Origin of the sequence: Mycobacterium gordonae (assembly GCF_001417955.2) — a bacterium.
Taxonomy (GTDB): domain Bacteria; phylum Actinomycetota; class Actinomycetes; order Mycobacteriales; family Mycobacteriaceae; genus Mycobacterium; species Mycobacterium gordonae_B.
In genome coordinates, this window is record NZ_LKTM01000031.1 from 1 (window position 1) to 12,914 (window position 12,914).

Genomic DNA, 12,914 nt, shown 5'->3' on the forward strand with positions numbered 1-12,914 from the left:
GCTTATGTATGACTGAACACTGTTCGTGCCCAAGAAGAAGTGGTGGGACACCATGCGTAAGCGACGGTCGGCCCGTTAACGAGTGTTGGTGTGTCGAATGTCCCTCGGCAGCCGTCTTGAGCCGATGCGCTGCAGGTGAGCGGGGCTGTCTCTTGCAGTTGGTGCCCGCTTCAGGCCCGCGCCGCGGCGTCATCGGGTCAGCCGCGCGTTGTTGGGCGCGGCTGTGTCGGGCCCACATCGATTCGCCGATCGGTTGAACTCGCTGCGATGCTTCAGTCGCTGGTTGGGTTGGTGGAGGCGGGTTCAGCGGTGGCGGCGCGGTGAGTGTCGCTGGCCGCGGCTGGGTGCGTTCGTCGCGGGAGTGTGACTAGTGCGGTGCTGATGGCGATGATGGCGAATGCGGCTGTGGCGACGAGTGTTTGGTGCGTGGTGATCCAGGTGCCGACTCGGGCGACGCCGGTGGCCAGGGGATCTGGGGGGAGGCGGTGTCCTGTGAGTTGTGGGATCCAGTAGTGGAGCAGATAGACCCCGGATGCAAAGAGAATGGTCCCGGCGATCCGGGTCATGTGCGGCATCAGTGGCCGCATGCGCTGTGTGGCAACGGTGTTCGCGACGGCGGCCAGTAGTGCGACGGTGAGCAGAAGGGTGGCTGAGCCGGCGGTGTAGGCGCCGAAGACAACGAGTACACCGGACACGTTGCTGGTGGCCAGTGCCTGGCTGATAACCGAGAGCAGGATCGCGATGCTGCAGGAGGCCGAGGCGATCGCGTACCCGACACCGTAGAGGAGCATGTCCAGGGGCCGTTGAGGATTGCGGCCGAAGTGGGGGCCGGGCAGCCGGATTGGGATATGGCGCCCGGCCAGCATGACCAGTCCGGCAAGGGTCAGCATCGCCGCGAGGACGGTCGCGGCCCACGGGACGGCGCCGATGAGTTGGCGCAGCCCGAGTGCTGCGGCCACGCCGAGAACTGTGAAGGTGCCGGCAAATCCGATGGTCAGCGCCGCGCCGGCGCGCAGCCCCCGGCTGATCCTGGCCGCCAATCCCGCGGACGTGTGCTCACCGGTGGCGGTGTAGGCCAGCACGGCGGGCAGCACCGCGAATCCGCACGGGTTGATGGGGGCGATCATGCCGGCGCCGAAGGCAAGTGCCAGTAGTCCGTTCACCGATCGGCCACTTTGGCTAGTGCCGCTTGGAGTTGTTGGGCGGAGGGTTCGACGGCGCGGAATACTTCCTTGCCGGTGGTGTCGATGATCACCACGGTGGACAGTTGGGTGATATTGAACCGGCGGGCCCAGGCGGTGTCGGTGTCGATCGCGTTGGCCACCCCCGCTGCGTTGTTGGCGGTGAGGAAGCCGGCGACTTCGGATTGCGGCTCCTGCCCGGCGATGTCCACGGCGACGAAGTCCGCCCGGGTGGGGTTCTGGGCTTGGGTTTGGGCGAGTGTTTGGGCGGTAGGCCCGCAGGTGCCGCATTCGACGGCGAAGAACAACACCACTGCGGGTCGGGAACCGGGCACGGTGAGCGGTGTGCCGGTGGCGGTGTGCGCAGTCAAAGTAGGTGTGGCGCCACCGTTTTGGTCTGCCGCAGCGTCGGTCCACGGGTGCCAGCAGAGCACGACATAAGCGATGGCCGCTGCGGCGACTACCACGCCGCCGATGATGATCAGGAGCCGCCGTCGCGGGCCGGTGTGCACGGTGGGTGTGCTGGTGTCGGTCATGATCGCTCTCCGTTAACGCGGTGCTGGTCGCCGGTGTTGGGGTGTGTGGGTGGATCGCAGTGCGGTGACTGCTGGCCGTGGTGGCGGGATCGGCGGTGATACACGGTGTAGGTGAGCGCGGCGAGCAGCACCGCCGCGGCGGTGCCGATGACCCACCCGTTACGCACGAGGCCGCCGATCACGGCCAGCGCACCCGAGGCGATGAGCAGCGGCGCCGCGCAACAGGCGATCGCGGCCACGGCCAACGTTATGGCGCCCAGGATCGCTGCCAGCGTCCCGGTGTCGTGGTGTTTGGTCACGGCGCGATCTCCTCGCGGCTGGCCGGGGCGATGCGCATACAGGCGGCCAGCGCGGCGGCGTTGTCGGCGGCCACCGAGCGCGCCAGCAGCACCAGTTCGGCCACCCGCGGGTCGCTCACCCGGTAGTAGGCATAGCGGCCGTGGCGGCGCAGCTGCACATAACCGCAGTCCGATAGGCAGGCCAGGTGGGTGGAGATGCGGCCCTGGGACAGGCCGATGTGTGCGATGCATTCGCTGACGGTGTGTTCCTCGTTGAGCAGGAACTCCAATAGCCGCAGCCGGGCCGGGTCCCCGAGGGCGCGGAAGAACTTCGCCACCATCTCGACGCCGTTGGCGGTGGCTGGCAACAGCGTGGGGCTGGGGTGGGGAGTCTCGGGCACGAAAACACGGTCCTTCGATTGAGTCGCTGATATTCGGATAAACAGATACTAGGATGCCATCTATATATTCGGCAAGGCGGATACGTGAGGATGGGAAGCATTGTGGTCAGTTATGACCTGGCGGTGATCGGCTCGGGGGGTGCCGCGTTCGCGGCGGCGATCGCCGCCCGCGGCAAGGACAAAACCGTGGTGATGATCGAGCGCGACGTGACCGGGGGCACCTGTGTCAATACCGGTTGCGTGCCGTCCAAGGCGCTGCTGGCCGCGGCCGAGGCCCGCCATGTGGCGCTGGACCAGCACTTTCCGGGCATCGCCACCGCGGCGGGCCCGGTGGATGCCCCCGCGCTGATCGGCGGCAAGGACGCCCTCGTGGAGGGGCTGCGCGCCGACAAGTACGCCGACCTGGCCGCCGAATATGGGTGGGAGATCGTGCCGGGGCAGGCCCGCTTCGCCCCGGGGCCGGTGCTGCAGGTGCAGTTAGGGGACGGGGGGCGCGCGCGTATCGAGGCCGAGCACTATCTGATCGCCACCGGTTCCGCGCCGCGCATCGACCGGCTCGACGGCCTGGATGGCATCGACTACCTGACCTCCACTACTGCGATGGCCCAGACCGCGCTACCGGAATCGCTGGTCGTGGTCGGCGCCGGCTATGTGGGGCTGGAACAGGCGCAGTTATGGGCGCGGCTGGGGATGAGGGTCAGCATCGTGGGCCGCTTCGCCCCGCACACCGAACCCGAACTGGCCGAGCGACTGGCGGCGGTGTTCGCCGATGAGGGCATCACCGTGATCGGCGAGCGCGCTGTCCGCGTGGATCCCGACAACGCCGGCGTCATCGTCGCGACCAGCGGCGGTCAGCGGGTGAGCGGGCAGCGGCTGCTGGTGGCGACCGGGCGGGCACCGGTGACCGCCGGGTTGAACTTAGACGCCGTCGGCGTGGCCACCGCTGACAGTGGTCGGGTGGTGGTCGACGGGCAGCTGCGCAGCGCCAACCCGCGGATCTGGGCGGCCGGTGATGTCACCGGTCATCCGCAATACGTCTACGTCGCCGCCGCCCACGGCGCCGTGGTGGTCGACAACGCTTTTGACGGGGCCGGGCGCAGCGTCGATTACCGCGCGCTGCCGGCGGTCACCTTCACCTCGCCCAGCCTGGCCACCGTTGGGCTGACCGAGGCCGATGCCCAGGCCCAGGGTTATGACTGTGAGTGCCGGGTGCTGTCGCTACAGAACGTGCCCCGCGCGATTGTGAACCGCGACACCCGCGGCGCGATCAAGCTTGTCGCCGAACGTGGCACCGGGCGCCTACTCGGTGCGCATGTGCTGGCCGCCGGCGCAGGTGACGTCATCGCCGCCGCCGTCTACCTGCTGGCCAACAAGATGACCGTGCAGCAGGTGGCGCAGCTGTGGAGCCCGTATCTGACGATGGCCGAGGGCCTCAAACTGGCCGCGCAAACCTTCACCCGCGACGTCACCAAACTGTCCTGCTGCGCCGCCTGAGAAACATGCAGTATCGAGGGAGGGCTACATGACTACCATCGCGCTCGCCCCGCCGAACCGGGTGCCCGCCACAGCAATCACACTTTGGCGGGTGGTGTCGTGATGATCTGGTCCAGCAGAGGCGAATTCGCCGAAGATCTGCTCGTCGGGGCTGTCGGCGGCTATGTGGGCACCAAAGTGATGGAGCCGGTGAGCAGCAAGCTTTACCAGCGCGAATCCCAGCGGGATCGCCAGCGTGAAGACGCCGCCCGGCCCGGCCCGCCGTTTCAGGTCGCCGCCGACAAGACGCTCGACCTGCTCGGCATCCACCTACCCGACCCGGTGCGAGAGCGCGCCGGGATGGTCGTGCACTACGGGCTGGGCATCAGTTGGGCGCCGGTGTATGCGGTCCTGCGCCGCGCGGTCGGCCTGAACCCTGCGGTGGCCGGTCTGCTCACCGGCGCGTCGATGTCACTGATCGTCGATGAGATGCTGACCCCGCTGCTGGGGTTCAGCGCCGCAGACCGCGCCTATCCGGTCAGCACCCACGTGCGCGGATTCCTGGCGCATCTCGCCTATGGCGCGGTCACCGCCGCCGTCATCGAGGGCTGGTGGGCGCTGCGGCGCCGCCGCCCCTGACCACCGCACCCACCCGAAGGAGACAATCCGTATGGCAGAGCACTTCGACGCCGTCGTGATCGGCGCCGGCCCGGGCGGCGAAGTCGCCGTCGGGCGGCTGATTTCCGCCGGCTTGCGCGTGGCACTGATCGAGCGGGAGCTGATCGGCGGGGAATGCGCCTATTGGGCGTGCATCCCATCCAAGACGCTGCTGCGGCCCACCGAGGCCCGCGCCGAAGCCGCGGCCGCCGCCGGGTTATCGCGGCCGGCGCTGGATTGGCCGGCGCTGCGGGACTATCGCGACTACATGATCCGCCACCTCGACGACACCAATCAGGTCACCGGCTATCAGCGGCAAGGGGTGACGGTCCTCAAAGGCACCGCCCGGTTGACCGGTCGTGACCCCTGGCGCATCAGCGTCGCCGACACCGAGATCACCGCGGCGCATGTGGTGATCGCCACCGGTTCGCAGCCGGTGCGCCCACCCATCGACGGCCTCGACGACCTGGACGCGACTGTGGTGTGGACCAACCGCGAGGCCACCACCCTGCGCGAGATCCCGCAACGGGCGGTGATGATCGGCGGCAGCGCGGTCGGGGTCGAGTTGGGGCAGTTCCTGGCCCGCATGGGCAGCCACGTCACCCTCGTGCAGCGCGGCCCGCGGCTGCTGGACCGCGAAGACCCGCGAGTCGGTGAGCTGGTCGCTGCCCGGTTACGCGACGACGGCATCGACGTGCGGCTGGGCCGCCAAGCCACCCGGGCGCGCCGCGACGGCGCCGACGCCGTGGTCGAGTTCGACGACGGCACATCGGTGCGCACCGATGTGATCGTGCTGGGCGCCGGACGCGAACCCGCCACCGCCGGCCTGGGCCTCGACAGCGTCGGCGTCACCATCGGCGATCGCGGCGAGCTGGCCGTCGATGAGCACTGCCGGGTGACCGGTGATGGGTTGTGGGCGCTGGGCGATGTCACTGGTGTCGCGTTGTTCACCCACGTCGCGATGTATCAAGCCCGGGTGGTCGCCGACAACATCGCGGGCACCTCGCGGCGGGCGCACTACACCGGCATTCCGCGGGTGGTGTTCGCCCAACCCGAGATCGCCGCCGTCGGAATGACCGGTGAGGAGGCCCAAAGCGCAGGCCTGGACGTCGTCAGTACCGAACTGAACCTGCCTGATGCGTTGGCGCGGCCGTGGACCTATGAAACCCAGCCCGCCGGCACCCTCGGGCTGCTCGCCGACCGTAGTCGCCGCGTCCTGGTTGGTGCGTGGGCGGTGGCTCCGATGGCCGGGGAATGGATTCATCAGGCCGCGTTGGCCATCCGCGCCCAGGTTCCCATCGACGTCTTGCTCGACGGCATCGCCCAATTCCCCACCTACAGTGAGGCCTTGCTGCATGCCGCCGAACGACTCGACCTCGGTCCACGCAAGCCGCAGGAGAATTCATGAACCACCACAGTTTTCACGCTGACGTGTTCACGGTCGGTGAGCTGTCGCGCCGCACCGGCATCCCGATCAAGGCGGTGCGGGAGTACACCGATCAGGGCTTGGTGAACACCATCGGGCGCAGTCCCGGCGGGTATCGCACCTATACCCGCGAGGCGCTGCGCTGCCTGCAGTTGATCAGCACGCTGCGCGGTATGGGACTGACGCTGCGTGAGATCGGTGACCTGACCCGCCCGCACCCCCAACCGCCGGGGATACGACTTGCCGCACTGCTGGCGGCGTCGCGGCAGCGCACGAATGAGCGGATCGCGGCGTTGCAAGCCACGCTGGACCGCATCGACGCCTACGAACTGCCTCACGTTCCTATCGGGCTCACACCGGCGAGGCGGCCCGGAACGCATCGACATCACCGGTATCGACCTCGCCGACCTGGTGCGCCAGGAGCACCACTCCTACCTGTTTGACCACTGGCCCGAACTTCGGTGGGCAGCGCGGGTCACCGTTCCGCTGCGCGCCGGTGACGTCACCTTGCACCACCGCCGCACCGCACACTGCGCCGGTGCCAACCACACCGCCCAGAACCGGGTATCAATGCTGATCACCTACACCGACGCCCAAGCCACCTACCAGCCGCTTCCCGGCCACGACGGGCTCCCATATTCCCCGGGTCAACCACTGCCCGATGAACGTTACCCATTGATCAGCTCAGCGCCATGTGATGGTTAAGCATCAGCCGAGCCGTCGGTATACCGAATTGACATGGTGCACACCAGCTCCCGCACGACTACACGCAGGACCGGTTCGGTCACAGTCATCAGCTGGGCAGGCCTACTTGAGTGGCTGGGTCATCGACTGACACCTTGATCGCGGCGACTCCTGCTGAAGCAGCGGGCGCCCAGACATCGACGGATTGGCACATGCGAGTGTCTGCCGTGTGTCGGTCGCGCGCATGCGATAGACGCCGCGGTAGCTTTCCAGGCAATGCCGATCTTAGGTTGGCGAGTGCATTTCACGCATCGACAATTGGTGATGCCGCGCACGGCGCGGCCAACGCTGCAGAGCCTGAACACAGACGTAGTCGCAGAGTGGTTGGACAGCAAGGGCATTGAGGACGGCGTGCCATTCTTGATATCGCCTGACGGCCACTACGACATCGACCTGAACACCTACTTCCTGTTGCACCCGGCGCCGGAAAACACTCAGGCAGCGATCGCCTACGACCTAGCGAATTTCCTGACGTTTCTGTGGCACCATCGCCAACCGCTCGGAAAGCGATCGTGGCGCGACGCGACCCCCGAAGATCGCGCAGCCTATCACCGGTGGCGGCGCATCGATGAGCGCGGGCCTGGGGTGAGGGGTGCCACGTGGGGCCGCGAAGTCGCCACCGTGAACTCGTTCTACCGGTGGGCAACCGAATCGGGATTCGTTGAGCACAACCCGATCTTGCAGCGGGCAGCGCGCGATCGCCGATGGCGCCGTCGCGAGGAGGCGGGACTGACGCCTGCCGAAGCACCCAAGGACGGCCATCGTGAAGACTTGGCGTGGTTGCCACCGGCGTCCTATCGCCGCTGGCGCGATGTTGGTGTTCGCGGGTATCTGCCCACCGGTCTGCTCGATCAGTCGTTCGGTGGCCGAAACGCTGCCCGCAACGCCACCTTCTGCGATCTGATGGTTCGCACCGGATTGCGGCTGACCGAGCAGGCCAGCCTGACCATGTTCGACGTGCCCGACATGGACACCCATCGCGCCTACTCGCCGACCCGATTGCCGGCGGCGATCGCCAAGAATGGTTCGGGCCGCCGGATCTACATCCCGGCCACGGTGTTACGCGAGGTGTGGGACTACATCCGCTTCGACCGCGCCGAGCTGATCGAACAAGCCCGCAGCCGCGGCAGCTACAACCAGATTGCGGCCAAACTGGTTGTTGAGGACCCGCAATGCGCGGTGATCGCGCCGCGCACCAGCGGTGGTCGCCGCCGCCCGGTGGAGACTCTCAATCCACGCCAGCGTCGGCGCCTATTCATCTGTGGCGCCGAGGGTTTGGAACCGGCGACGCTGTGGTTGAACCGCAACGGGCTGCCAGTCATGCCGGGAACCTGGCAGTCAATGTTTGGTGATGCCAACGACCGCTGCCGACGCCACGCGGTGGACCTGCGGGCTCACCCGCATTTGTTGCGCCACACCTACGCGGTGGTGACGTTGGAGCAGCTACAACGTGAGCACATCCGCGAGCTGGGCGCCATGAACCCGGCGCAGCGCACGACTTATGAGCAGATTTTCGGTGATCCGCTGGACTGGGTGCGCCGGCGCTTGGGGCATCGATCGGTGGAAACAACGTTCAAATATCTGCACACCCTCAACGAACTCGCCATGGAAACTCGGCTAGCGCTGGTTCCTGACGAGTGGGCCGAATTGCAGCTGCCGGCCGGCGAATTGAGCGGCGAGATCGCCGACGAGAAGATCGTTGACACCGCGGATTCGGCGTGACGAGCCCAGAGCCGAGCGAGGCGCCGCGCCAAGGACCCCTCACACGCAGGGGCCGCCCCGCCGATCGCCCTGAGGGCGTCTACGAACCACCCGAGCGGGTGCAGCCCACGGGCAGCGGATTGGAAGTGGCGGTGGTGGGGGAGAACGGGCGTCGCCGCACGTTCAAATTGAAGACGTTCCCACTGCCGGGCTGGCATAAGCCGTTGGCCGACGCCTTCGCCCGCTGCACCGGTGCCAGTGGAACGCTACGGACACCCGAGAGTGCAGCCGGAGTGTTCTGGTGCTGGCACCGCTTCCTGGTCGCGTTGGCGTCGCTGGTGGATCCGCCGGCGACGCCCGGGGAGCTGACCGTCGACCATCTCGAGTGCTACTGGCGGCAACGCCATGCGCAGGTGAAACAACGCGGACTGGTGCATGAGGTTAGAGCTGTGGGCCGTGTCGTCGGCGAGATGCCGGCGGGCATGATCGCCGAGGAGGTCGATGCGTGGCTGCATCGCCGTCGTTCTGTGGGCCAGAATCCCGCCATCGGCGGGTATTCCGACCGGGAATTCAACGCGATCATGGCGGCGGCCCGGTCGGAGGTCGCCGCGATCCGATCGCGGCTTCAGCGCGGCCAACGCCTAGTCACCCGCTATGAGCGTGAGCCTGACACGTTGAGCGCCGAGGAGCGTCGACTCGCGAAGGTGCTGGCCGAGATTGCGGCTACCGGTGAGATTCCAGTTATCGCCCACGATTCCAGGGCGTGGGACAACCACCCGATGATGACGCTGGCACGCCAGCTGTTTGTCACCGGCTTCGATTTGGGCCCGCTACTGACATTGGCCGTCGGAATCTCGGGGCGCAACCTGGAAACCCTCAAAGATCTCACGATCGAGCACGATGTGTTGGAGGACAAGGCTGTCCGGGTGGAGGTGATCAAACGCCGGCGCGGTCCTGCACGCATGTTCGAGACGGTGCACTGGGAGATCGGCACTCCCAGCCAGCAGCTACGCCGCCCCGGCGGCTATTACCTGCTGCTCGAGCAGATGATGCGGCTGGGTCGGTCGTTCAGCGGCACGTCGTCGCTGTGGTCGGTGTGGGATCCGCCCGACGGTCACCACGGCCCGTTCGACGTGGGATTGCATCTGAAGGACTGGCATATGCAGCGCTGGAAGCAGCGCCACCCCCTCCTTGATGACAACGGTCAACCGCTGCAGATCACTTCGCTGCGCTTGAAAAAGACAGTGGACATTCGCAATACCCGCGCCGCCGGCGGCCATCTGCCCTCGTCGATTCGCTCCAACACCATGCCGGTGCTGTTCACCAACTATCTGCGCGGCGATCCGTCGGTGCATGACTGGGCGGGCGGGGTGATCACCGCGGCGCTGTCAGACGCCGAGACCGCAGCCCAGGCTTGCCACGCCCGGGTGCTGGCCGGTCAGGTGACAACGCCGAACAACGCAGCCCTCCAATTGGATGTGACCGCTACCACCGCCACAGACCTGTTGGCCGGAAATCTCGATACCGCCGTGACCGCCTGCGCTGATATCGATCACAGCCCTCTCGATGGCGGAGGTCGCTGCGGTGTGTCATTCCTGATGTGCTTCGGCTGCTCGAATGCCCTCGTCACCCACAACCACATCCCGAAACTGAAAGCGTTGCTGGACTGGTTGATCGATGAGCGCGGCAAGATCGCACTGGATCTGTGGTGGCGCCGTTACGGCATGGCGTGGATAGCGATCACCGAACACATCCGCCCGAAATTCACTCCAGCGGAATGGGATCGAGCACAGCCCGCTGAGGGTCTGCCCGAGCTGTTGGCGTTGCTGGATGGCCCGCAGGAGCCACGATGACGACGCCCCAGGTGGCTCACACCCCGGTGTTCATCGACCCGGACGCCTTCGTCCTGGGTGGACACGAACTCCGCGAGGGAATCGAACTTGCCACCACGTCGCGGTTCGGCGATGACATCTGGGACCTGCACCCGATCAACCACCAGGACCAGCTGGCTCGCAGCATCTTGAACTTCCCCACGCTGCCCGAGCCGTTCCGCGCGGTCACCAAAGAACTGTTCTACGCCTTGCTGGTTGGCGAGCTGCCACCCGGGGAGGCCCGCCTCAAGCAGGTCTCTATTCGTATTGCCTTTAGCCACGTGAAGAAGTTCTTGGACTGGTCACACGGTCGGGGCCGCTGCACACTAGCCGCGATCACCCGCGAGGACCTCGTCGACTATCAACAATGGGTCCTGCTCACGGATTTGAGTCCAACACAGCGCGGTATGCACCGGCGGGCCGCCCGGCTGTTTTGGGTGTTCCGCGACGCCCTACACACCGACCGGCTCACCGTCGACCCGCAACGTTTGCAGGCATGGCACAACCACAGCAGCCATCCACCCCGGCGTATCGAGAACGCCACCGATCGGATTCCCGAGGAAGTGATCAGCCCGCTGCTGGTCTGGGGGTTGCGGTGGGTCAACGACTTCAGCGTCGACATCCTCGCCGCACGTGAGGAATGGTGGTCGCTCTACACCGCCAGGCATGCAATGGATCAACGCAAACCCTTCGCCGGCGGGCCACTCCCAGCACGACTGGCCAAGCTGCAGCACCTGCTAGATGACTACCGCAGCCAGCGCCGCCCGCTGCCAACGACTGCTGACGGCGAAGTCAATGCGAACTTCCTTGCCCGACAACTACACACGGAATCCACGTTCATCAGCCGAGCGACCGGACGTGCGATGGTCGCGGCCGCCGCGGCAGAGGTAGGCTTCGCAGACGGCTGCTATCTGTTCACACCAGTACGGGCATGCATCGACAGCGCGCCCTGGCTGACCGGATTCGACTATCACCGAATGCCCGAGCTGAGCCGAATGTTGCTGACCGCCTGCTACGTGGTGATCGCATACCTGTCAGGGATGCGCGACAGCGAAGTCAAACATCTCCAGCGAGACTGTGTGAGCCGCCAACGAGACGCCCAAGGGAACGTCTACCGACGCACCATCACCAGTCGCGCGTTCAAGGGCGAGACCCCGAAAGGAGTCACCGCCTCATGGGTAGTGTCGGAATCTGTTGAGCGAGCAGTCGGCGTTCTCGAACAACTCCAACCCGACGACGCGAAGTACCTATTCACAGCACTGTCCGCAACGATGGGTTCTTGCGGAACCGATCGCTCCCGCTCGGTGACCATCAAGTGCACCAATAAGAATTTGAACGAATTCGTCGACTGGATCAACGCCTACTGCGCCGCACACAACCGGGCCGACGACATCCCGCTCATCCGGCGCCAACGCTGGCGGCTCACCAGTGGCCAGTTCCGCCGCACCCTGGCATGGTTCATCGCTCGCCGCCCCGGCGGCGCCATCGCCGGCACGATCCAATACCGCCACCACAGCATCCAAATGTTCGAGGGCTATGCGGGAACAACCGAATCCGGGTTCCGCGGCGAGGTCGAGGCCGAACAATCACTGCAACGCGGCGAGCGCCTCTTGGCCATGATCGAGAACAATGAGCACCATGACTTACGGGGACCTGCGGCCCCCGAAGCCGAAGAACGGCTCACCAACCTCCAACGCGGCAGCGCCTACACAGGCAGTGTGGTCACCGACCCACGACGACTCCGAAGGATCATGCGCAGCGAAGACCCCAACATCTACCTCGGTCACTTCGTCACCTGCGTCTACAACCCGGACAAGGCGCTCTGTCGACGCCAACTCGCGCCCGCAGGCGATCCGAGCCTGCCGGACCTCGCCAACTGCCAACCCCTGCAGTGCCGCAACGTCGCACTCACCGCCGACAACCTCCAAGCGCTCACCGACCAGCTGCATCAACTCGACGCCCACCTCGCCACTGCGGAACTCTTGGCCCCCTTCGTTGCTCACCGCCTCACCCAGCAGCGCCGCGATCTTGCTGCGCTACTTGAGGCTGCCACTGCACCGAAGGACATTGTGTGACCGGGCACCCACTTCCTGGCGACGATGATGTGCGCTCCGCGGCTGACGCATTGCTCACCGAACACCGCGAAGGCGGCGCCTACCCCAGCGTCTCCGCATTGGCGAAGACATTCAACGTCAACCGCACCACGTTCTATCGGCACTACGCCGCCATCACCAACGCGATGCTCGACAGCGCCGCACAACGACAAACCGATGGCCCAAAACGACGACATCCTCGCCACAGTGACGATGGCCGCGACGAGACCATCCGGCGCCTCCGCACCGAAAACACCGACCTACGAAAGCATCTCGAGATCTACGAAGAGCACATCCGGATGCTCACCATCCACAACGCAGCCTACAGAAACCAACTCGAGCGACTGGCCGGCATTACCGATCTGAGCTCACACCGAGACAGTTAACGGCCAACAGGACAGACGCCCCGGCCCACAGACCGAACCTAAATCGCCCTAGCACTGCCGAACCATCTCCTGGCGGGCATCCCCCGATACCGGCATCCCTGACGCTGACTGATCCGAAGGGGTAACACGTCCGAACAATGAACAGATCCAGATACGCCACATAAGCG

13 protein-coding genes are annotated in these 12,914 nt (G+C 66.0%); 9 read left to right on the forward strand and 4 right to left on the reverse strand.

Features of this window, described 5'->3' with window-relative positions:
* Positions 1 to 272: 272 nt before the first annotated feature.
* Genes AO501_RS05705 through AO501_RS05720 form a run of 4 tightly spaced genes read right to left on the reverse strand, consistent with a single transcriptional unit; the run spans position 273 to position 2,396 of the window.
* Complete coding sequence (locus tag AO501_RS05705; RefSeq protein WP_174900778.1) at positions 273 to 1,163, reverse strand: cytochrome c biogenesis CcdA family protein; 891 nt, start codon at positions 1,161 to 1,163, stop codon at positions 273 to 275.
* Complete coding sequence (locus AO501_RS38795; protein ID WP_055576801.1) at positions 1,160 to 1,717, reverse strand: TlpA family protein disulfide reductase; 558 nt, start codon at positions 1,715 to 1,717, stop codon at positions 1,160 to 1,162. The genes AO501_RS05705 and AO501_RS38795 overlap by 4 nt, the downstream gene beginning before the upstream one ends.
* Complete coding sequence (locus AO501_RS05715; protein ID WP_055576802.1) at positions 1,714 to 2,016, reverse strand: hypothetical protein; 303 nt, start codon at positions 2,014 to 2,016, stop codon at positions 1,714 to 1,716. Before AO501_RS05715 ends, AO501_RS38795 begins: the two co-directional genes overlap by 4 nt.
* The gene (locus AO501_RS05720) at positions 2,013 to 2,396 is read right to left on the reverse strand and encodes an ArsR/SmtB family transcription factor (RefSeq protein WP_055576803.1); all 384 of its coding nucleotides are present in this window, start codon (positions 2,394 to 2,396) and stop codon (positions 2,013 to 2,015) included. The genes AO501_RS05715 and AO501_RS05720 overlap by 4 nt, the downstream gene beginning before the upstream one ends.
* Positions 2,397 to 2,486: 90 nt before the next feature.
* Between AO501_RS05720 and merA the strand changes: the two genes are divergently transcribed.
* The 9 genes from merA (at position 2,487) to AO501_RS05765 (ending at position 12,747) form a co-directional block, all read left to right on the forward strand.
* Positions 2,487 to 3,890: a mercury(II) reductase gene (merA, locus tag AO501_RS05725; RefSeq protein WP_055576804.1), complete on the forward strand. Its 1,404-nt coding sequence runs from the start codon at positions 2,487 to 2,489 to the stop codon at positions 3,888 to 3,890.
* Between the two features lie 102 nt (positions 3,891 to 3,992).
* Positions 3,993 to 4,508, forward strand: coding sequence for a hypothetical protein (locus AO501_RS05730; RefSeq protein WP_055576805.1), 516 nt, complete (start codon positions 3,993 to 3,995; stop codon positions 4,506 to 4,508).
* A gap of 31 nt (positions 4,509 to 4,539) precedes the next feature.
* Positions 4,540 to 5,934: a dihydrolipoyl dehydrogenase family protein gene (locus tag AO501_RS05735; protein WP_055576806.1), complete on the forward strand. Its 1,395-nt coding sequence runs from the start codon at positions 4,540 to 4,542 to the stop codon at positions 5,932 to 5,934.
* A complete protein-coding gene (locus AO501_RS38800) occupies positions 5,931 to 6,395 on the forward strand; it encodes a MerR family transcriptional regulator (protein ID WP_063892812.1) in 465 nt (154 codons plus the stop codon). The genes AO501_RS05735 and AO501_RS38800 overlap by 4 nt, the downstream gene beginning before the upstream one ends.
* On the forward strand, positions 6,337 to 6,657 hold the full coding sequence (locus tag AO501_RS40615; RefSeq protein WP_232007743.1) for a phytanoyl-CoA dioxygenase family protein: 321 nt from the start codon (positions 6,337 to 6,339) through the stop codon (positions 6,655 to 6,657). The genes AO501_RS38800 and AO501_RS40615 overlap by 59 nt, the downstream gene beginning before the upstream one ends.
* Positions 6,658 to 7,047: 390 nt before the next feature.
* On the forward strand, positions 7,048 to 8,418 hold the full coding sequence (locus AO501_RS05750; protein WP_231513269.1) for a tyrosine-type recombinase/integrase: 1,371 nt from the start codon (positions 7,048 to 7,050) through the stop codon (positions 8,416 to 8,418).
* On the forward strand, positions 8,415 to 10,250 hold the full coding sequence (locus AO501_RS05755; protein ID WP_136623054.1) for a hypothetical protein: 1,836 nt from the start codon (positions 8,415 to 8,417) through the stop codon (positions 10,248 to 10,250). The genes AO501_RS05750 and AO501_RS05755 overlap by 4 nt, the downstream gene beginning before the upstream one ends.
* The gene (locus AO501_RS05760; RefSeq protein WP_055576809.1) at positions 10,247 to 12,343 is read left to right on the forward strand and encodes a hypothetical protein; all 2,097 of its coding nucleotides are present in this window, start codon (positions 10,247 to 10,249) and stop codon (positions 12,341 to 12,343) included. Before AO501_RS05755 ends, AO501_RS05760 begins: the two co-directional genes overlap by 4 nt.
* Positions 12,340 to 12,747 (forward strand): hypothetical protein, encoded by a 408-nt coding sequence (locus AO501_RS05765; RefSeq protein ID WP_055576810.1) that lies wholly within the window; start codon positions 12,340 to 12,342, stop codon positions 12,745 to 12,747. Before AO501_RS05760 ends, AO501_RS05765 begins: the two co-directional genes overlap by 4 nt.
* Positions 12,748 to 12,914: the final 167 nt, after the last annotated feature.

Coding starts and splice junctions, on each gene's coding strand:
- AO501_RS38795 (WP_055576801.1), bottom strand. CDS start 1,717: ATGACCGACACCAGCACACCCACCGTGCACACCGGCCCGCGACGGCGG.
- merA (WP_055576804.1), top strand. CDS start 2,487: ATGGGAAGCATTGTGGTCAGTTATGACCTGGCGGTGATCGGCTCGGGG.
- AO501_RS05730 (WP_055576805.1), top strand. CDS start 3,993: ATGATCTGGTCCAGCAGAGGCGAATTCGCCGAAGATCTGCTCGTCGGG.
- AO501_RS05735 (WP_055576806.1), top strand. CDS start 4,540: ATGGCAGAGCACTTCGACGCCGTCGTGATCGGCGCCGGCCCGGGCGGC.
- AO501_RS38800 (WP_063892812.1), top strand. CDS start 5,931: ATGAACCACCACAGTTTTCACGCTGACGTGTTCACGGTCGGTGAGCTG.
- AO501_RS05760 (WP_055576809.1), top strand. CDS start 10,247: ATGACGACGCCCCAGGTGGCTCACACCCCGGTGTTCATCGACCCGGAC.